Below are 21,777 nucleotides of genomic sequence, written 5' to 3' on the forward strand. Positions count from 1 at the left end.
TGTTTTTGTGTTAAAAAACTATGGTAAAGGATCTTTAACTGTAACTATAATTAAAATAAAGTACATAATAAATAGTTATAAAAATTACAAAAGGAGTATTTAAAAACAATATGAATATAAAAGATATAAAAGTTTATGAAGCTCAAGATTGGCTTAATTCTACCTATCTTGGTAGATATGGATATAATTATATTAAACCTGACGGGATTACTGGATGGTATACAATTTATGCATTGACTAGAGCGTTACAAATTGAACTAGGAATAAGTGAGCCATCAGATAATTTTGGTAGTCAGACTATGACTGCTTGCCCAATACTTTCTATAGATTCAGACCAATCATTAATCGTTGATAGTAATATTGTAAGAATTTTGCAAAGTGCTATGTTTTGCAAGGGATATAGTCCTGGAGATATAACAGGCAATTTTGGTCTTAGGACAAAAGAAGGGATTATGGAAATGCAAACAGATGCAAATATTACAGCAGATGGAGTTGTAACTCCACTCTTATTTAAATCTTTACTAACAATGGATGCCTATGTATTGCTCCTTGGAGGAAATACTAATGTTCGAATAATTCAAAGGAATTTAAACAAAGATTATTTTCCAAATATAGGAGACTTAATTGCTTGTGATGGAATATACGGGAGAACAACATGTAAAGCAATGATTATGGCTATTCAATTTGAAGGCGGTGTATCTGTTGATGGTATATGGGGCCCAGCTACTCAAGCATCTTTGCCTGCTTTGACTTATGGCAACACGCGAAGAGCTTATAATTATATTTTGCAATACTCTTTATATGCAAATGGTTTTAATCCAAACGGCTTTGATGGTTCTTTTGGCAATGGATGCAGAAAAGCAGTAATGGCGTTTCAAGAATTTTGTGCATTAACTGTTGATGGATCTGTAGGAACTCAAACATGGGCTTCTTTAATGATTAGTAAAGGAGATGTAAATAGAAGTGCTACGGCATGTGATTGTAGTTCAACTGTAACACCTGCCAGAGCAGCCACTCTTTATAACAAAGGATATAGGACTGTTGGTAGATATTTAACTGGAGGATGGAAGCAGATTCAATCTGGCGAAATAGACACTATTTTTGATGGCGGATTAAAAATATTCCCAATATATCAAACATCAGGTAATAGTACGGGTTATTTTAATTATGGAAAAGGAGCTGTTGATGCTGTAAAGGCTGTAATCGCAGCAAAAAAATATGGCTTTAAATCCAATACAATCATTTATTTTGCTGTAGATTTCGATGCCTTAGACTTTCATGTAACTAATGATATTTTACCATATTTTCGTGGAATTCGTGACCAGTTCACTAATATGAATTATAAATATAGAATTGGTATTTATGGTCCAAGAAATGTATGTTCCAGAGTAGGAAATGCAGGATATTCTGTTAGCAGTTTTATGGCAGATATGTCTACTGGATTTAGTGGTAACTTAGGATATCCGTTACCATTAGATTGGAATTTTGATCAAATTCTTGAATATAATATTGGTAATGGGGATGGTCAGATTGCAATTGATAAAAATATATGTAGAGGACACTACACTGGTGAAGATTGTGTAAAGGAGCCTGAAGATTCCAATGAAGCAGATACGGTAGCTCTTATAAATAATCTTGATGGGATAGTAAATAGGTTAGGTATAACCTTTACTTCACCAAGTTTGGAAATCCCTATAATAACTTCTCCAATTATAGATATAAAAGCAGTTTTTTCTGTATCCAGTATTTTTGTTGAAGGTGATGGGATTTCTGTTACCGTTCGCAATGGAGAAATAATTAGCGCAGGTTCTAACGTACTTGACATTTTTGGAGCTTTCGGGATAAATTCTGCAACATTAGGAAGTATTCTCTCCTCTTGGGAAGGAATTGATTTTAAAGTTAGTATGCAAACAACATCAAATAGTTTTAAAATAAATTTAATTAACCAATTCAATGCCGAACATTTTAATGGCATAGGGTACGTCACAGAAAAATTAACTATTGAATTTAAAAATCTTGATGGAGATATTTTAGAAATACAATTAGCAAACGCATATGATAAGGTGATAGAATGGATACAAGATAATTCAAGATTAATTTTAGGTGTAGTAATAATCGCAGGTGTTGTAGCAGTTTTAGCGTTAGCGGGTGTAAGTGTAATGTCTGTGTTAGCAGCATTAGCATCAGCAATTTCACAAGGAATAGCAACTTTTGGAGTTGTTATAATTTTTATGATATTTTTTACAAATAAAATATTTAATTATATAAGAAACAATATATAAAAACCATATTGGAGGATGGATTGACTCATCCTCCATTAAAAAAAATATCCTTTATATTTCAGATCATGAGGGTATTTTTTGTATGACTTTATACCCGAATGATTCGTAATATCTTCAATAAATTTTCTTATTTCTTCCAAATGATCACTATTATTAGTGGGCACATATATAATTTCATCAGAAAGAGTACGAATAATTAAATAGTTATCAATGATATGTAGATCATAAATTGCATCCCATAAAAATATTTTCGTAGCATAATCCGTTTTTATTTGAACGGATTGCTCAGTAGAAAGTAATTCGGTTTTTGAAAATGTATTTTTGTAAATATCAGAATTAAATAGCTTCAATAGATTCCTTTTTATGGTTTTACTATACATATTAAATATGAAATTTTTCATTAAAAAAGCAATAATAGCCATACATATCAGTGCAATTCTTATTGAATTTGAAAAAGCAATTAAGACACAGATAAAAAAAACAGTTATAAGGATAGTATAAATAAACTTTATATACCTTTTTAAAACACTCGCACTGAAAATATATTTACAATGAAACTCTAAAAAATCATTTTTATTAATTTCATAAGTAATATTCAATACTATCTATCCCCTTTTATGCAAATATTATGCTAGGCATCATTGTAGTTACTTGTATACCCGTATTTGTTTTGATTTTGTCTACTATTTCTTTGCACAAAATTTCATTAAGACTATCTCGTGCTAAAAAGATAAAATCACGCATGAATGTTTCAATAAATACATTTCCATCTACGACATATATCTTTTTTAGAGCATTCCATTTATAATAAACTTCACATATATTAGTAAGTGTTGCAATGCCTTCATCGTTGACAACGATAGTTGTATTACAAAAATAATTATCATAGATTTTTAGTGAATACAATTTTTTAATATTTACTTTATAGAAATCGGATACCATCACAGGAACAATTATAAAACAATAAATCAAAAACAACGGTATAATTATTGGAAAGTATCTGATACCACTGGCTAGTATCATAATCGCAAAAATTAACGAAAATAAATCTATAGTAATAATCAATGCTATAAAGAAAGGCGCTTTCTTATAATGATTTAGATGAAAGCGAATAAATTCTTCTCTGGATAATTGATATTCAAATTCTATCCTAATCTCCTCCTTTTTATATATAATATATATATTATGTTAATTTTTCCAATTTTACAATAGTAATAAATTAGATTTTTACTTTACCCTATTAAAAAAGCTACCATTGGTGGCAGCTGTACTGATAGCTAGCTGCTGAACGTTGGTAGCAGTTTTTTTACACATTCACTTCCTCGTGTTGTCCGAGAAGGTCTTTATTGTCTTTTAGTATTGGTTTGATGGTTCCGTTCCAAATGACATACTTATACTCCGTTTTTTATAAAGTTCTCAATTCGGTCTAGCCCTTTTTTGATTTCCTCCATACTCGTTGCATAGGATAATCTAATATGAGTATCTAAACCAAAAGCAATACCTGGGACTACAGCAACTTTTTCGTCTTCTAACAAGGCATCAGCAAGTTCTAATGAGTTGTGAACTAATTTTCCATTATAGCTCTTTCCAAAAAGTCCTAACACATTGATAAATACATAGAAAGCACCTTGAGGATAAATATACGTTAACTGTTTCATTTCATCTAAACGAGAAATCATATATTTACGCCTTATATCGTATTCATCAAACATTTTCTGAAGAACACTTTCCTCACATTGCAAAGCGCCAAGAGCTGCATACTGAGTAATAGAAGAGGGATGAGATACAGCATGACCTTGTATAATACCCATTGCTTTGATGACCTCTTTATTCGCTGCTGTGTAACCTAATCGCCAACCAGTCATAGCGTGACTTTTGCTCATTCCATTAATGATGATTGTAAGTTCTTTCATTTCAGAACTGATTTCAGCTATGCTTACGTGATGATTATCGTCATATATGAGTTTTTCATAGATTTCATCAGATACCACATAAATACTGTTTTCTACAGCTACCTTTGCAATTCCTTCTAATTCTTCTCTTGAATAAATAGCTCCTACAGGATTACTTGGGCTATTTAATAAAATGGCCTTTGTCTTATCTGTTATGACCTCTTTTAATTCATCTACAGTAATCTTGAAATTATTAGCTTCTTTTGTTTCAATGACGACTGGTTTACCACCTGCAATTTTAATAATTTCAGGATAACTGACCCAGTAAGGAGCAGCTAAAATAACTTCTTCGCCAGGATCTAAAATAGCTTGAAATGCTGTTGATAAGCTATGTTTTGCACCGCTATTGGTTATGATTTGGTCTGGTGAATAATCGAGATGGTTATCTTTCTTTAGTTTTTCACAGATTGCTTGTCTCAGTTCCAGTATTCCTGGAACAGGAGTATATTTGCTTTTTCCTACTTGGATGGCAGCAATTCCAGCTTCTTTTGCAGAGTGAGGAGTGTCAAAATCGGGCTCTCCTACACCAAATGCAACAACATCATAACCTTGGCGATTGAGCTGATTTGCTTTAGCTGTAATGGCTAACGTCATTGATGGTTGAATACTCTTTACTTTGTTAGATATCATGTTTTTCATTTTAACCCTCCACCATTATGTATAAATTTCTTTTTTAAAACTCTCAAGAATGTCAATTGAATCATTAATCAGCCCTTGATAGTTCTTTTTTAAAATTTTATAATATTTTGACCCTTCTTCAGTGATCTTATAGTATCTAGTAGACCTCTTCACGGGATCACTCCACCAACCTACAATGTGACCTTCGTCTTCTAGTTGTCTAAGAAGTGGATATATCATTCCAGGGCTAGGTGCCCATTTTTCATGAAGTTTGAGTGAAATATTGTCGATGATTTGGTTACCATACATATAATTTTTACTCAACATATTTAGTATTAATAGTTTGACCATTGCTGTAATGCTTATTTTAAAAATCGCATTTCGATTTCTATCGTTTTTTAATGCCATTTTATCACCTTTTTTCTTTTAACTTTTCTACGTAGGAATAGGGTATTTTTACAGATCCAATAAAAGGATATTCGTTTGAATTTCCAGAGTGATTATCAGAACCACCAGTAATAAATAGATTATTTTCTTTTGTGATTTGGTAATACTCTCTTGTCTGCATAGAATTATTCTTTGGATGATAAACTTCTATGCCATCTATTTTCATATGGAGAATTTGATTTATAAGACCTTGATTTTTAATAAGACCAGGGTGAGCCAGTACAGACAAGCCATTGGCATTTTTAATTTCTTTGATGGCATCCAATGTAGTGAGTTTATATCGTTCAACATAAGTAGCTGTTCCAGGAGTTAAGTATTTTTCAAAACCTTCATTTATACTATGAACTAGCCCCATCTTAATGAGCAAGCGAGCAAAATGAGGTCTTCCAATAGAATCTCCTTGGCTTATTTTTGATAGTTCTTCTCTATCAATATGAATTCCTACAGAGTCGAATTTTTCGATCATTTTATTTGCCCTCTCAAGGCGATGGTTTTGCGTACTTTGAATAAACTGAGCAAAATCTTTATTTTCTAAATCAAATAAATATCCTAAAATATGAATTTCTTCCCCTTGGTATATAGTACTTAACTCGATTCCTGGAATGACCTCCAAAGAACCTTTATTAAGGGATTGTACTGCCTCTATAGTACCAGAAATCGTATCGTGATCCGTTATTGAAATAGCTTTTAGATTTCGGTTTTTAGCGTGTTCAATAATCTTTTCTACACTCAATTTCCCATCTGAATGAGTAGAATGCATGTGTAAATCCGCATAATACATAATTGATTCTCCTTACTTAGAGCTTACAACGCACAACTTAGAACTAATGTGCTGATTCGAATATTATAACACAAATGATAAATACTTCCCATTCGTTAAATCCGTCATTCCTCTATAATTCTAATAAAATTATCAAGAGATTGGCATTTACCTGTTTCTTCATTTATTTCCGTTATAATTCCATTGATTTGAACAGGGCCTTGTGCTAAATCATATCTAGCAGGTCGATTGTTTTGCATCTGCTGTATAATAATGTCTTTATCTACTCCTAAAATCCCGTCTAGGGGACCTGTCATTCCGATATCTGTAATATACCCTGTACCTCCATTTAATATCCTCTTATCTGCAGTTTGCACATGAGTATGGGTTCCGTATACTAAGGATATTCGGCCATCACAATAATAACCCATAGCTAATTTTTCAGATGTAGCCTCTGCATGAAAATCTAGGATAATAATATTACATTGCTTAGAAATCTCGTGAAGAATTTTATCTATAGTATGAAATGGATTCGTTAAATTTGAAAGATAAACTACTCCAGACAAGTTGATTACGCCAATTGTGGTTTCGCCTTTATGAATTATAGTATAACCCTTTCCTGGACAAGGATCTGGATAGTTAGCAGGTCTGATCAATTGAGGGTAAGATTCAATATAAGTCAAAATTTCTTTTTTATCCCAAACATGATTACCTGTTGTAATCACATCAATATCTAATTCAAATAATTCCTTTGCGTTTTTCTCTGTTAAGCCTCTCCCTGCAGATGCGTTTTCTCCATTAACAATAACCAAATCTGGCTTATATTCTTCTCTTAAATGAGATAATTGGTTTGCTACAGCATTCCGACCTGGACGCCCAACAATATCTCCTAGTATTAATATTTTCAAAATAATTCCTCCTACCGTATACGATGAGTATGTTAATTATTATATCATATATAAGCCGCAGATTGCCTTATTTATAGGCGTTTGGCTCGTCAGTTCGCGAAAAAAAAGGGCCTAAGCCCTTTCTCTTATTTTGCATATTCAATTGTTCTTGTTTCTCTGATTACATTTACTTTGATTTGACCGGGGTAATCAAGTTCATTTTCAATTCTATCTGCAATATCTTTTGCCATATGTATCATCTCGACATCGTCAATTTGATCCGGCTTTACCATAATTCGGACTTCACGTCCTGCCTGCACAGCAAAAGTTTTTTCTACACCTTCAAATGAGTTTGCTATTTCTTCAAGTTTTTCAAGTCTCTTTATATAAGATTCTAATGTTTCTCTTCTTGCTCCTGGTCTAGCAGCTGAAACTGCATCTGCTGCCTGAACGAGAACAGCTTCTACAGAATTCATCTCAACATCTCCATGGTGAGCTTCTACGGCGTGAATGACCTGTGGCGATTCTTTATGTTTCTTCAATATATCTACACCAATAGCAACATGAGGACCTTCCACTTCGTGATCCACTGCCTTGCCAATATCGTGTAATAATCCTGCTCGTTTTGCAATTTTTACATTTGCGCCAATTTCTTCAGCCATAATACCTGCTAAATGAGATACTTCTATAGAATGCTTTAATACATTTTGACCATAACTTGTTCTAAATCTCAATCTACCTAGTAGTCTGACAATTTCCGGATGAAGAGTATGAATTCCTGTTTCAAAACATGCAGCTTCACCATCTTCACGAATTCTTGTGTCAACTTCTTTCTTTGCTTTTTCCACCATTTCTTCAATTCTTGCAGGGTGGATTCTTCCATCGATGATTAATTTTTCCAGTGCAACTCGTGCAACTTCTCTTCGAATAGGATCAAAGCCTGAAAGAATAACAGCTTCTGGCGTATCATCAATGATAAGATCAATTCCAGTAAGCGTTTCTAATGTTCGAATATTTCGTCCTTCTCTACCGATAATACGACCTTTCATTTCGTCATTTGGTAAATGAACAACAGATACTGTAGTTTCAGCTACATGGTCTGCAGCGCATCTTTGAATTGCCGTTGACAACACATCTCTAGCACGCTTATCTGCTTCTTCTTTCGCTTCTGATTCGATTCTCTTTATCATCAATGCAGATTCTCTTCTGATTTTCTTTTCTACATCACTTAACAAAATATCTTTTGCTTCATCTGTAGTAAAACCAGAGATTCTTTCTAATTCCTGCATTTCTTTCTCTACTAATTCATTAATTTGATTCTCTTTAACACTGATTTCATTTATTTTAGCTTGTAATGAATCTTCTTTTTTCTGAATTAATTCATTTCTTTTATCGACGTTTTCCTCGCGTTGTATTATTCTTCTTTCTAAGCGCTGTAATTCATTGCGACGATCACGACTTTCTTTATCAACTTCTTGTCTTAAATTATGAACTTCTTCTTTTGCATTAAAGAGCAATTCTTTCTTTTGTGTTTCTGCGTCTTTTAATGCATCTTCTACAATTTTTTTCGCTGTTTCCTCTGCACTATTCAGTTTTCCTTCTGCAACGTTTTTACGTACAAAATAACCTACAACAAAGGCTGCTATAACTAAAATTGCAAATAAGATATACATTCCATATCCTAATGCTTCTGCCAAATTTTACACCTCCTTTTTTTAAAATAGCCTTTTTCAATTTTAATTTTAATTTTTAATTCACTTGATAATTTAACTGAGCTTTGTATGCTCAGAAGGTCAAATAATATTTATTGTATCCTTTTTTGAAAACAGTGTCAAGCTATAACACTCTCAACAGATTGTAATAATAGCAAAAATTTAAGTGCACTTATACAAAAAAGTGCAAACCAATAAGGTAATGCACTTTTTTATATAATCACTCTTTTTTTAATAATAGCGACTACTCAAATCATTCTGTAGCATCTAGGGAATTTGTGACCCTAAAGAAATACCCTAATGCTAGGGACGCAAACAGGCGCTTTGCTATTCTTCTTTTTGAATATTATTTTTATCATCTATAGGGTCTAAATCAATCTTATCTCCCTTAGTTTGTGGACTTACTGGATTAGGTCGTAGATTGAACTTTTCTCTAATTAAATTCTCTATTTCATCTGCTAGATGAGGATTATCCTTTAAGAATTGTTTTGAATTTTCTCTACCCTGCCCAAGTCTTTCACCTTTGTATGAATACCATGCACCAGATTTTAGTACAATATCATATTCGGCTGCAATATCTAAAACATCTCCGACTCTTGAGATTCCTTCTCCGTACATAATATCAAACTCAGCTGTTTTAAATGGAGGGGCAACTTTGTTCTTAACGATTTTTACTCTTGTTCTGTTTCCAATCATGTCCTGACCTTGCTTCAATGTTTCTACTCTTCGTACATCCATTCGAATAGAAGAATAGAATTTTAAAGCTCTACCACCAGTTGTTGTCTCAGGATTACCAAACATGACGCCTATTTTTTCACGTAATTGATTGATAAATATAGCTGTAGTATTGGATTTATGAAGAACACCTGTTAATTTTCTAAGGGCTTGAGACATAAGACGAGCTTGAAGCCCCATATGAGAATCGCCCATTTCTCCTTCAATCTCTGCTTTTGGCACCAATGCAGCAACAGAGTCAACAACTACAATGTCAATAGCGCCACTTCGAACTAATGCCTCAGTGATTTCTAAAGCTTGCTCTCCATTGTCTGGCTGAGATACAATTAGATTATCGATATCTACACCTAATGCCTTAGCGTATACAGGATCTAAGGCGTGTTCTGCATCGATAAATGCAGCATTGCCGCCATTCTTTTGTGCCTGAGCGATAATGTGTAAAGCAACAGTCGTTTTACCTGAAGATTCTGGTCCATAGATTTCTATAATTCTTCCTCTTGGTACACCACCAACACCTAAAGCAATATCCAATCCTATAGAAGATGTGGAAATTACCTCTGTATTATTATTTATAGTACCTTCTCCTAATTTCATTACAGACCCCTTACCAAATTGTTTTTCAATTTGACCAAGGGCTGCTTGCAATGCTTTATCTTTTTCTAATGTCATGTTTATCCGAACATCCTTTCCCTTTTAACTCTAATTGCGTTTTATTTCTAAATAAATACATAATAGATGTACCCCTATAATACACTATTGAATCTTTTTCTTAAAATCATAACACAGAACGTTTGTTCTATATCATTCTATAGCACTCTTAAGTTTTAGTCAATAAAATTGTTCTTTAATTACTAGATCTACTTTTAGCTTAGCTTTCACCTGTGAGACTTGACCCTAGTACTGATGGCTGGGCGCTGATTGCTGATGGCTATTTATACTATAGCTTTTCGGATTTTATTTAAAGCTTCATTAGATGCCCATAATTGAATCCTTTTTCGATCTCCTCTAAACTGATGTCTTGTCACTGTATATTGACCTTTGTATAAAATCCCAATATAAACTGTCCCTACGGGTTTATCTTCGCTTCCTCCACCGGGACCTGCAATACCTGTTGTAGCCACTACAATATCTGTCTTATTCTTTTCATATAGACCTTGTAACATTTCCCTAGCTACTTCTTCGCTAACTGCACCGTACTCATCTAAAGTCTTTTGTTGTACGCCTACAAAACGAACCTTCGCTTCGTTTGAATAGCACACAATGCCGCTATGAAGAGATTGAGATATACCAGGAAATTCACTTAATCTGCTGGCGATTTGCCCCGCTGTACACGATTCTGCAATGGATATGGTTACATTCTTTTCAACTAACGATTTTCCTACAGCTTCTTGGAGAGAGAGATCTTCAAAAGCGTAGATATTCTGTCCAAACCTCTCTTTAATTACTACATCGTAATTCTGAAGTAGGCTCTCTACTTCTTCTCGTGATTCTCCATTTGCTGTAACTCGAATAAGTACTTCACCAGGTTTCGCATAAGTTGCAATGGTAGGATTTTTCTGTTTGTCAATAAGGTCTAGCAAACGATCTTCTACTGCAGATTCTCCAATAGAAGTAATTTTGTAATAGTTTGAATAAAACTTTGTGTCAGTCTTTTTCATTAAATAGGGAAGGACTTTTTGTTCAAACATAGGAATCATTTCTCTTGGAGGTCCTGGCAATAAAATGATTGATTTATTATCCATTTCTGCTAATATACCAGGGGCTGTACCATTTGAATTAGGTATAGGAGAGGCTCCTTTAGGAATATAAGCTTGTTTGTAATTGTTTTGTGTAACCTGTGAATAGCCGGATTTGTAAATGCGTTCTGTTATTTCATCGTAGATTTCTTGATCTAAAACCAATTCTACGCCTAAAATTTCAGCTAGTATTTCTTTTGTAAGATCGTCCTGAGTAGGTCCTAAACCTCCTGTCAAAATGACTACATCGCTTCTATTAATAGAATTTTCTAAAGTCTCTTTTAAGCGATTGGGGTTATCTCCTACTGTTGTATGATAGTATATAGAAAAACCTATATTTGATAACTCCTTTGAAATGTACTGTGCATTGGTATTTACAATATCACCAATTAAAATTTCAGTGCCTACATTAATTAATTCACCTATCATTTAACGACCACCTTTCCCACCTTTTCTTTTGTTTTCTTCTTCTTTTTCTTCTTTTTTACGGAAAAACCAAAGCTGCCGATCTTTTGACCTAATGAAAAGTATTCTCCATGAGCGTAAGCAGCTAAAGAACACTTATCTAAATGAAATTTTCCGTCTTTATCTATAAAACTGCTGTCTACATTGACAGCTAAAATATCTGCTATAAACATGTCATGAGAGCCTAAAGAGACCACATCTGTTACACTGCATTCTAAGGATACAGGGCTCTCTACAAGCATAGGGCAGGCTACTTTAGAGGCTTCTTCTATGTGAAGACCAGTGACAGCAAATTTATCTTCATTTCGCCCTGAACGAACCCCACAGTAATCCGCTGCTTTTATCATATGAGTAGTTGTTAAGTTAATGATAAATTCCCCATTTTCTTTAATCAAATCATAGGAATATCGAGAAGGTCGAACGGATATATAGGTTTTTGGTGGAATCGTATTTAGAATACCCGTCCAACCAATAGTCAATACATTTGGTTTTTCTAAAGTACCGCAAGTAACCATAACAGGAGGCACCGGTGCAAGCATAGCGCCTCCTCTCCAAGTGATTTTTTTTTGACTGTCCAATAATTCATCTCCTATTTTTAAGGTAGTAAGCTTTAAGGTCGTGAGCAAAACCGTTTTCGCCTAAAGGCGAGGTAAGGTAAGATTCCTCTAAAAAGCTAGCAACCAGCGATCAGCATTATGTCACAAAGGTGACTAAAGTTTTTCATTTCTGCTTTTTGAGTGTTTGTTTATTATGTACAAATTTGAATAAACTCCTTCTCAAATGCCACCGAGGGTGCAAGTTACTGGTAGCTAAACGCTGACGGCTTAAAAGGGCGCTTCAGCTTTGCTTTATAAATTTTGTTCCACATTTTGAGCAGGTAATATTTATTTTTCCTTTTCCTTTAGGTACTCGTAGCCCTTGCTTGCAATTTGGGCATTTAAAGTATTTGTGGGTTTTTCTGTCTTTTAGTGTGGTTTTTCTTTTATGATAAAAGGAGTATATAGGACTTACTTTCATCATAAACTTGTAGTTTTCTAATCTTCTCTTGTCTACTTTCTTAGAGAATATCCGATACACGGCAAGAACAAAGGGAATATAGCTAATATAGATTATAATAGGTAAATCCAATATGCCAGAAACAATAGATAACAATAAAGATAGTATAAGTAATGCAAGGGAGAGTTGATCTCCACCATTTCTGCCCATCATCCACTTTTGAAGCCTATTTAATGGATTGTTTTTCATCTAATCACTCTTTCTTTTTTTACCTTTATAAAGGTTGTAAATCAATTTTACTGTGTAGAAAACTAAGATTCCTTGCGGAATTAAATCTTAATTATTTGTATGTGTAAATACCTTACGATTGATGACGAAGTAATCTACGCCAGAAAGAATGGTAAAGAACGTAGCTATATACATAATGTAAATACTAAAGTTGATATTAAATAAAGCTACTATGATAGCTATCATCTGTGTTACGGTTTTAATCTTACCCCACCAGCTAGCAGCGATGACGATATTATCTGATGCTGCTAGGGTGCGAAGACCTGTTACAGCAAATTCTCTTGCGATAATGATAATGACGATCCAAGAGGGAATAAATCCAATTTCTACAAGGCAAATAAGTGCAGAGCATACGAGTAATTTATCTGCAAGTGGATCCATAAATTTTCCGAAGGTAGTGACTAAATTGTCTCTTCGGGCAATGTACCCATCTAACCAATCTGTAGCGGATGCAAAAATAAATATAATGGCAGCAATGGTTTGACCATTTTCCATTTCTCCTAACATAAAGATGATAAAGATAGGAATCATTATCACTCTTAATAAAGTCAATTTATTTGGTAAGTTCATCTCCATTTATTATCTCTCCTATTAAATCATATTCTAATGCATCTACGATTCGAACGACACACAAATCCCCTTCCTCTAATTTCTTTTGAGAATGGACATATACGTATCCATCGATCTCTGGCGCATCCATATAGCTACGCCCTATAAAGACATTAGGATCATCTGTAGCTCCCTCGATAAGCACCTCTAGAACTCTTGAAACCTGTGATTCATTATGAGCTAAAGATATTTCTTGTTGCATTTCAAGGATTTGTTCTTGTCGTCTTGTTTTTACCTCTTCATCAATCTGACCGCCTAATAAGGCTGCAGGAGTTCCTTCTTCTAAAGAATAAGGAAATACCCCTAAACGATCAATTTGAAGCTCTTTTAAAGTTTCAACCATAGATTCAAACTCTTCTTCACTTTCACCAGGAAAACCAGTAATAATAGTAGATCGAATGGTTATATCTGGTATTTCTCTTCGAAGGGTATTAATGAGATTTATAATTTTTGTCTTTGTCGTTCTTCTTGCCATTTTCTTTAAGACACTATCCTCTGTATGCTGAAGAGGGATATCTAAATAGTGTAAAACCTTTTCGCTGTTCTTAATTACATCTATGAGATCTTCATCGATGTTTTCAGGATAGACATATAATAATCGAATCCATCTTAAGTCCTTAATTTTCTCTAGTTCTCTTAAAAGCATTGGTAGGGAGTGTTTTTCGTAAAGGTCAATTCCATACTGGGTAATATCTTGCGCAATAATGATGATTTCCTTTACTCCATTATGAACTAATTGCTCAACCTCTCTTTTAATATCTTCTATCTTTCTACTTCTATATTTTCCCCTTAAATAAGGGATAATACAATAAGTACAATGATTATCACAGCCATCTCCGATTTTTACATAAGCGGTATACTTAGGTGTAGAGATTCTTCGAGGCAAAGATTCATCAAAAGAGTGATCAATATGCCCATAAGCGCAGACCTTTTCTCCTTTCAAAGTGTCTTCTATAATCTGTACGATATTTTCATAGTCTCCAGTGCCCACTACTGCATCTAATTCTGGAATTTCATTTAGAAGTTCATCCTTGTATCTTTCTGAAAGACAACCTGTAGCGATAAGAGTCTTAAGATTCCCGTTTTCTTTGTACTGTCCTAACTGTAGAATCGTATCTATTGATTCTTCCTTAGCAGATTCAATAAATCCACACGTATTAATGATGATGATATCTGCTTTAGAATGGTCTTCTGTAATAGTATAGCTTCCTCTTTCAATTAAGCCTAACATAATTTCAGAGTCCACTAAATTTTTGGCGCATCCTAGGGATACTAGCCCAACATTGTAACTCATAAAAATAAATCTCCTATTCTTCTTGTGATTTCATGTTTTCGTAATATGCTTCTTTTGATAATAATACCCTTCTAGGCTTACTTCCTTCCGGCCCAGAGATAATACCCTTTTCTTCCATTTCATCAATAATTCTACCTGCCCTTGCGTATCCTACCCTGAGTTTCCTTTGAATCATAGATGTGGATATGGTATCAGATTCTAAGGTAAGTTCAATAGCTTGGGGGAGCATATCATCTTCAAAGTCATCATGGTCTTTTGCTACTTTAACATCTTTAATTTCTTCAATGACTTTTTCACTATAGCTTGGGTCCCCCTGTTGCTTTACAAACTCTACGACTTTTTCTACTTCAATATCGGATATAAAAGTACCTTGTATACGCACTGGCTTTGCCTCACCTACTGGGTGATAGAGCATATCTCCCCTACCTAAGAGCTTTTCGGCTCCTCCCATATCTAAAATCGTCCTTGAATCAACCGAAGAAGATACTGCAAAGGAGATTCTAGAAGGAACATTTGCCTTAATCAGTCCAGTAATAACGTCAACAGAAGGTCTTTGAGTAGCGAGGACGAGATGAATGCCAGCGGCTCTCGCTAGTTGAGCCAAACGACAAATGGCATTTTCTACTTCTCTAGGAGAGACCATCATCAAATCTGCCAACTCATCTATAATGATGACGAGCCTTGGCATGAGTTTTTTGCCCTTTTCACCAACAACCTGATTATATCTGTTAATATCCCTTACACCTTGATCTTTAAATGTTTTGTAACGCTCTGTCATTTCTTTTATAGCCCAATTTAAGGCTCCTGCAGCGTGTTTTGGTTCTGTTACTACAGGAATTAATAAATGTGGTATTCCATTGTAATTATTTAATTCTACCATTTTAGGATCGATTAATATGAGCTTTACTTCCTCAGGGGTAGCTTTATAAAGGATACTTGCAATAATGGAATTAATACAGACGCTCTTACCAGATCCTGTTGCCCCTGCAATAAGGACATGAGGCATCTTAGCTAAATCGCCAACAACTACATTACCAGATAATTCTTTTCCTAGAGCAAAACAAATTTTGCTATTGAAATTCTTAAAGGTAGTACTATCTAATACTTCTCTGATATTGACAATGGCGGTCTCTTTATTGGGCACTTCAATGCCGACTGCAGATTTACCAGGGATTGGAGCTTCGATTCGCACGCTTGTAGTAGCTAAACTTAAGGCTAAATCATTAGATAAATTGACAATTTTGCTCACCTTTACTCCTGGTTCTAATTGAAGCTCGTATCTTGTAACACTAGGTCCCATACTAACTTCTACAACTTTTGTATTGATACCAAAGTCTCTTAGGGTTTTTTCTAAGGTACTTGCATTATGAATAATTTCCTTCTTGCTATTAGGATTTGCTGGTATAGGCGTATTTAATAGATCAGGGCTTGGAAAGACATAATCTTTTGGTATATGCTCTTGAATTAGAGGGCCATTGCTCGTTTGGTCTTCTAACTGGATGATCTTTTCTTCTACCTCTTTTTGATTCTTAACTTTAATTCCTTTATTTGTAGTAGGATTTGTTTCTATATTTTTATTGCGTATATCTGCATAATCTAATATTTTGATTTTTTCATCCTTATTTACTACAATTTCTTCTGGTTCTGTAGATGGTTTCTCTTTAAGTATACTATGTCTCTTAGACTTGCTTAAAGCTGGCTTTTCAATAGGGAATTCAAGATTAGGTAGAATTTTTCTTTTAGGTCGATTTTTATGATTTTCTCTAAACTCTACAATTCCCTCATAGAGTGATTTTCGCGAAATCAAGATGCTTGCAATAAGAGTAGTGATAAGCAAGATAATAATTGTACCATATGTAGAAAATAATTTTACCAAAATCGAAGTAAAAAAGATACCTATAAATCCACCACCATCATTTGTATGTAATGCTGTTTGAAAGATGTTTAAGCTAAAGATATTCTCAATGATAAGATCATCGATCATGGTAATTGCAATACTAAAATTCAAAGTAAACAAAGCTAATGGAAGTACTACGGACATCCAATAGGTCAGTCCTTTTACAATAAAGTATATTCCAAGGACTATAATAAATATGGTAAAGAGATAACTACTTTTTCCAAATAGAAAGTGAAATAAGGATCCTAAAGAATTTCCAATTGCTCCAGCTTCTTTAGCCACTAGGGCATAAAATCCAAACGATCCGAATAAAACAAATATTAATCCAACAATTTCACTAAATAACTTTGTGTCTCTAAAATCTACTTTCTTAGTGTTTTTTTTACGAGTGCTTTTTTTTCTCGTATTTTTCTTTGTTTGTGTGGTCGATGCCATTTAATCACCTCAGGTTCTACTCTATATTTTACCACAAAACTCCTGATGGCGCATTAGTCGCTAGCTATTAGTCTTTACTCACTAGCATTAGGGTATTCCTTTTGGGTCAAGATTTCTCGTTAACGCTTAGAATGACACGTATAAGATCTACATCAGAAATAAGACTTTTATAATGAAATAAAAATGCACAGCCTTAAACTGTGCATAACAAATTTACACCTTATACCTTTAATTCTATACTTTTAGCTTTCGGTTTTTCTCTCATCAATAAGCCCCTGAATCTTAATAAGGGCATCGCTTAATCCCCCTACAGAATCAATCAAACCTTCATCCACAGCTTTTTGTCCTACAAGTATGCTACCTAAGTCATTCGCCATCTCTCTATTGTTTAACATGAGTTCTTCAAAACGGTCTTTTTGTATCTTAGAATTTTTTTCTACAAAAGAGACGATTCTTTCTTGCATTTTTTGGAAATATTCGAAGCTTTGAGATACAGCAATGACTAATCCGCTTGTTCGAATAGGATGGATGGTCATAGAAGCTGTAGGTGCGATAAAGGAGTGATTTGTACTTACGGATAATGGCACTCCAATACTGTGCCCTCCACCAATCACTAGAGATACGCTTGGTTTTTTCATGCTTGAAATGAGCTCAGAAAGAGCGAGCCCTGCTTCTACGTCTCCTCCTACGGTATTAATGATAAGAAATAGACCTTCATACTTAGGGTTTTGTTCTACTGCTAGAAGTTGAGGGATTACGTGTTCGTATTTTGTGGATTTTCTCCCTTGAGGTAATTCCCCATGACCTTCAATTTCCCCAATAATAGGGAGAGTAAAAATACTGCTTTCAAAATCAGGAATATTTACTTGTCCTAATTCTTGTAAATTTTGTAATTCGTTGTTGTTCTCGTTTTGGTTAATATTCTGAGATATATTCTTATTGTTCATATCACACCACCATATTATAGTTAAAAGATTCAATCTTACTATAGTATGTGGTTTGACTTAATATTTATACATTAAAAAATCGTTGGTCGGTTGGTTCATTGGACGGGAAAAACTTTTAAGCGGAAAGCTGAAAGCGAATGTGGAAAAGTACCACTTAGTGAGTTCCGCTTTCCACTATTATTAAAACACATAAACGATAAAATCTCTGTGACTATATTAGCGATAATACTTCTTTGTGACAACTGTTCAATCATCGTTCATTTAAATGCATACCATAATGGTGTCTTTTCCAATTTTTTTAATATTTTCCCAAGGAATCACTGTTTTAGATTCTTCCTGTTTTCCTAAAAAGGAAAAAAAGGAGCCTGCACCTTCTATGACGATAATAGATATAATCTGTCCTGTGGAGATGTCAATATCTAATTCGCAATTGCCAAAAGTGCCCAATTTTTCGCCAGTTTCAATATTTATTATTTCTCGGTCTCTTAATTCGCCAAATCTCATTTCATCCGCCTCCAACTTCATCTTATGTATTTATATGAGGGTTTTCGGAGAAATATGATTAAAAACAGGTGGTAAGTTTTAAGGTGGTAAGCAAAAGCACCGAAGCACTTTAGCTATCAGCGTTCAGTTACCAGCCACCAGTGCTAGGGTCAAGTCTCACAGGTCAAAGATTCAACTACATATAAAGATGGTTTAGATAGTAACTAAATTACAAAACTAAACGATTGTTTAATTACTACCCAACTATTGTTCGGCAATTGCTAATTGTTATGCAAAATACTGATAGCTAATAGCTTGCAGTTAAAGTGCCTTCGGCGCTTTAGACGCCTGAGTGTCCAAAACCGCCTTCTCCACGCAATGTATCGTCTAAAACTTCTACTTCTTCAAATACTGCCTTAGAGTATTGATTGATAACCATTTGAGCAATTCTCTCGCCAGGGTTTATAGTGTAATCTTTTTCCCCTAGATTGATGAGGATAATCTGAATTTCACCTCTATAGTCACAATCAATCGTACCTATTCCATTAGCCACTACGATTCCATGTTTTAGAGTCATTCCACTTCTAGAGCGAATTTGAGCTTCATATCCTAGAGGCAAGGCAATAAAAAGGCCAGTAGGAATCAATTTAATCTTACCTTTCTCTATAATGACCGGTTCATCAAGATTAGCATATAAATCCATCCCAGCAGCGCCTTCTGTTTGGTAAGCAGGGAGAGAGCTTTTTGATTTGTTAATAATTCGAATTTTTATTTTGTTCATTGTTTACTCCTTAATAATAAAAGTTGGATAGTTGAATGGGAAAAACTTTGAAGCAGAAAAATACTATCTAGCGAGTTCCGCTTTTAGCTTTCCGCCTTCAGCGATTATCAAAAAAACACATAAACCCCGAAGTCTATGTGTCTCTACTAGCAATAATAGTATCTTTTGTAACAATTATTTAATATGCAAGTCCTGCTTTTGACCCTAGCACCTGCCGAGTCATCCTTGAGCGCAAGCGAAGGATCTTGACCTTAAAGGAATACCCTGATGCTAGTGACTAAAGACTAGCGACCAAAGAGCCGAAGGCTCTTATTTATCATCATGATTTGTCTTTGGCCTTGGAAGAGTTGCTTTTCTTGATAGATTGATTCGTCCTTGTTGGTCAACTTCCATAACCTTTACAGTGACTTCGTCACCAATTTTGACTACATCTTCTACTTCATTAACTCTTTCATGAGCTAATTTAGAAATGTGAACCATCCCTTCTTTGCCGCCTGGTAATTCTACAAATGCTCCGAATTTTGCGATTCGACTAACTTTGCCTAGATATACTTCGCCGACTGCATATTCCTTTGTGATATTGCCGATGATTTCTTTTGCTCGTTCAGCAGAAATGGAATCTGGAGAGGAGATAAATACTTTTCCATCGTCTGTAATATCAATTTTAACGCCTGTTTCGTCAATAATCTTATTGATTACTTTTCCACCAGAGCCAATTACGTCTCTGATTTTATCTGGTTTAATTTCCATTGTAATGATTCTTGGTGCATATGGAGATAAATCATCTTTTGGTTCTGAAATAACTTCATTCATTTTATCCAGGATAAAGAGTCTTCCCTTTAATGCTTGCTGAAGGGCATTTCGAAGGACATTTTCATCGATACCGTGAATTTTAATATCCATTTGAATAGCTGTAATTCCCTTATCTGTTCCAGCTACCTTAAAGTCCATATCTCCTAAAAAGTCTTCCATACCTTGTATATCTGTTAGAACAGCTACTTGATCTTCATCTTTAATAAGGCCCATAGCAACACCTGCTACAGGTGCTTTAATTGGAACACCAGCATCTAATAAGGATAAGGTACTTCCACAAACGCTTGCTTGGGATGAAGATCCATTTGAGCCTAATACTTCAGATACTACACGAATAGTATATGGAAAATCGTCCTCAGATGGAATAACAGGTAATAATGCTCTCTCTGCTAATGCACCATGCCCTATTTCTCGTCTACCTGGTCCACGCATAGGTCTTGTTTCACCAACGCTAAAGGATGGGAAATTGTAGTGGTGAATATATCTCTTTTTGACTTCTTCTTCAGAAAGTCCGTCTAGAACTTGTACATCACCTAATGCCCCTAGCGTGACTACAGACATTACTTGAGTTTGACCTCTTGTAAAGAGTCCAGACCCGTGAACTCGGTCAAGTTTTCCAACTTTACAAGTAATTGGTCTAATTTCATTCAGTGCTCTATTGTCAGGTCTAATCTTATCATGAACAATCATTCTGCGAACTTCTTCTTTTAACATATTGTAAGCTACTTCATCAATATCTCTTTTATTATCTGGATATTTTTCTAAGTAGATTTCCATGATTTCTGCATTAACAGCGTCAATTTTCTCTTGTCTTTCTAATTTCTCCTCTGTCTTTATTGCCTCAGCAAGTTTAGAAGATGCGTAATCGCGAATTTCTTTTTCGATATTTTCATCTGGTTTGAAAAGATCTATTTGGATTTTTTCTTTGCCAATTTCTTTTATGATTTCTTCTTGGAATGCAACTAAATCTTTTATTTGCTCATGAGCAAATAGAATTGCTTTTAGCATCGTTTCTTCTGATATTTCGTTAGCTCCAGCTTCTACCATCATGATTGCATCTTTTGTACCAGAAACCGTTAAGTGCAAATCACTTTTCTCTCTTTGTTCTACTGTAGGATTGACGATAAATTCGCCATCAATTAAACCAATTAAAACAGAACCAGTTGGTCCATCAAATGGAATATCTGAAACAGATAATGCAATAGAAGAGCCTAGCATTGCAACGATTTCTGGAGAATTATCTTGCTCCACGCTCATTACTGTAGCTACAACTTGTACATCATTTCGAAATCCTTCAGGGAATAATGGTCGTATCGGTCTATCTATTAATCTAGAAGAAAGAATCGCCTTTTCAGAAGGTCTTCCTTCCCTCTTGATAAATCCTCCTGGAATTTTTCCAACGGAATATTGTTTTTCTTCGTAATCACAGCTTAGCGGAAAGAAATCTATTCCTTCTCTTGGTTTTTTGGAAGCGCAAGCAGTTACTAAGACATTAGTTTGTCCATATTTTAGAAATACAGAACCATTGGTAAGTTGCGCCAACTCTCCGATTTCTACGATTAACTCTCTGCCTGCAATCATTTTTTTAAATACATGTGTCATTGTATTCCTCCTTTCGTAGTTCAGTTACTTCTATATTT

General features: G+C 34.5%; 19 protein-coding genes. 1 reads left to right on the forward strand and 18 read right to left on the reverse strand.

Going from position 1 to position 21,777, the window contains the following annotated elements:
* The first annotated feature begins 110 nt into the window (after nt 1-110).
* On the forward strand, nt 111-2,282 hold the full coding sequence (locus DES36_RS11660; protein ID WP_113921382.1) for a glycoside hydrolase domain-containing protein: 2,172 nt from the start codon (nt 111-113) through the stop codon (nt 2,280-2,282).
* A gap of 35 nt (nt 2,283-2,317) precedes the next feature.
* On the opposite strand, the gene DES36_RS11665 is transcribed toward DES36_RS11660, so the two are convergent.
* The 18 genes from DES36_RS11665 to DES36_RS11750 form a co-directional block, all read right to left on the reverse strand.
* Nucleotides 2,318-2,881, reverse strand: a complete 564-nt coding sequence (locus tag DES36_RS11665) for a hypothetical protein (protein WP_113921383.1) — start codon at nt 2,879-2,881, stop codon at nt 2,318-2,320.
* A 16-nt stretch (nt 2,882-2,897) separates the two neighbouring features.
* Complete coding sequence (locus tag DES36_RS11670; protein WP_148581885.1) at nt 2,898-3,227, reverse strand: YcxB family protein; 330 nt, start codon at nt 3,225-3,227, stop codon at nt 2,898-2,900.
* A 446-nt stretch (nt 3,228-3,673) separates the two neighbouring features.
* Nucleotides 3,674-4,873, reverse strand: coding sequence for a pyridoxal phosphate-dependent aminotransferase (locus DES36_RS11675; protein WP_207657461.1), 1,200 nt, complete (start codon nt 4,871-4,873; stop codon nt 3,674-3,676).
* A 15-nt stretch (nt 4,874-4,888) separates the two neighbouring features.
* Nucleotides 4,889-5,260 carry a PadR family transcriptional regulator gene (locus DES36_RS11680; protein ID WP_113921385.1) on the reverse strand — a complete coding sequence of 124 codons (372 nt, stop codon included), beginning with the start codon at nt 5,258-5,260 and terminating at the stop codon, nt 4,889-4,891.
* A gap of 4 nt (nt 5,261-5,264) precedes the next feature.
* On the reverse strand, nt 5,265-6,080 hold the full coding sequence (locus tag DES36_RS11685) for a PHP domain-containing protein (RefSeq protein WP_113921386.1): 816 nt from the start codon (nt 6,078-6,080) through the stop codon (nt 5,265-5,267).
* Nucleotides 6,081-6,184: 104 nt separating this feature from the next.
* The gene (locus DES36_RS11690; RefSeq protein WP_113921387.1) at nt 6,185-6,967 is read right to left on the reverse strand and encodes a TIGR00282 family metallophosphoesterase; all 783 of its coding nucleotides are present in this window, start codon (nt 6,965-6,967) and stop codon (nt 6,185-6,187) included.
* A 125-nt stretch (nt 6,968-7,092) separates the two neighbouring features.
* On the reverse strand, nt 7,093-8,619 hold the full coding sequence (rny, locus tag DES36_RS11695; RefSeq protein ID WP_113921432.1) for a ribonuclease Y: 1,527 nt from the start codon (nt 8,617-8,619) through the stop codon (nt 7,093-7,095).
* A 366-nt stretch (nt 8,620-8,985) separates the two neighbouring features.
* The gene (gene recA, locus DES36_RS11700; RefSeq protein ID WP_113921388.1) at nt 8,986-10,062 is read right to left on the reverse strand and encodes a recombinase RecA; all 1,077 of its coding nucleotides are present in this window, start codon (nt 10,060-10,062) and stop codon (nt 8,986-8,988) included.
* 263 nt (nt 10,063-10,325) lie between these two features.
* Nucleotides 10,326-11,558, reverse strand: a complete 1,233-nt coding sequence (locus DES36_RS11705) for a competence/damage-inducible protein A (RefSeq protein WP_113921389.1) — start codon at nt 11,556-11,558, stop codon at nt 10,326-10,328.
* Nucleotides 11,555-12,172, reverse strand: a complete 618-nt coding sequence (locus DES36_RS11710; protein WP_341457142.1) for a flavin reductase family protein — start codon at nt 12,170-12,172, stop codon at nt 11,555-11,557. The genes DES36_RS11705 and DES36_RS11710 overlap by 4 nt, the downstream gene beginning before the upstream one ends.
* A gap of 259 nt (nt 12,173-12,431) precedes the next feature.
* On the reverse strand, nt 12,432-12,839 hold the full coding sequence (locus tag DES36_RS11715) for a hypothetical protein (RefSeq protein WP_113921390.1): 408 nt from the start codon (nt 12,837-12,839) through the stop codon (nt 12,432-12,434).
* A gap of 87 nt (nt 12,840-12,926) precedes the next feature.
* Nucleotides 12,927-13,448: a CDP-diacylglycerol--glycerol-3-phosphate 3-phosphatidyltransferase gene (gene pgsA / locus DES36_RS11720; protein WP_113921434.1), complete on the reverse strand. Its 522-nt coding sequence runs from the start codon at nt 13,446-13,448 to the stop codon at nt 12,927-12,929.
* Nucleotides 13,432-14,781 (reverse strand): 30S ribosomal protein S12 methylthiotransferase RimO, encoded by a 1,350-nt coding sequence (rimO, locus tag DES36_RS11725; protein WP_113921391.1) that lies wholly within the window; start codon nt 14,779-14,781, stop codon nt 13,432-13,434. The genes pgsA and rimO overlap by 17 nt, the downstream gene beginning before the upstream one ends.
* A gap of 13 nt (nt 14,782-14,794) precedes the next feature.
* Nucleotides 14,795-17,113 (reverse strand): FtsK/SpoIIIE family DNA translocase, encoded by a 2,319-nt coding sequence (locus DES36_RS11730; RefSeq protein ID WP_113921392.1) that lies wholly within the window; start codon nt 17,111-17,113, stop codon nt 14,795-14,797.
* 242 nt (nt 17,114-17,355) lie between these two features.
* A complete protein-coding gene (locus DES36_RS11735; RefSeq protein WP_113921393.1) occupies nt 17,356-18,060 on the reverse strand; it encodes a ClpP family protease in 705 nt (234 codons plus the stop codon).
* Between the two features lie 261 nt (nt 18,061-18,321).
* Nucleotides 18,322-18,564, reverse strand: a complete 243-nt coding sequence (locus DES36_RS11740) for a YlmC/YmxH family sporulation protein (RefSeq protein ID WP_113921394.1) — start codon at nt 18,562-18,564, stop codon at nt 18,322-18,324.
* A 319-nt stretch (nt 18,565-18,883) separates the two neighbouring features.
* A complete protein-coding gene (gene dut / locus DES36_RS11745; RefSeq protein WP_113921395.1) occupies nt 18,884-19,324 on the reverse strand; it encodes a dUTP diphosphatase in 441 nt (146 codons plus the stop codon).
* 309 nt (nt 19,325-19,633) lie between these two features.
* On the reverse strand, nt 19,634-21,739 hold the full coding sequence (locus DES36_RS11750; RefSeq protein WP_113921396.1) for a polyribonucleotide nucleotidyltransferase: 2,106 nt from the start codon (nt 21,737-21,739) through the stop codon (nt 19,634-19,636).
* Between the last annotated feature and the right edge of the window lie 38 nt (nt 21,740-21,777).

This window comes from Alkalibaculum bacchi (genome assembly GCF_003317055.1).
Lineage (GTDB): Bacteria > Bacillota > Clostridia > Eubacteriales > Alkalibacteraceae > Alkalibaculum > Alkalibaculum bacchi.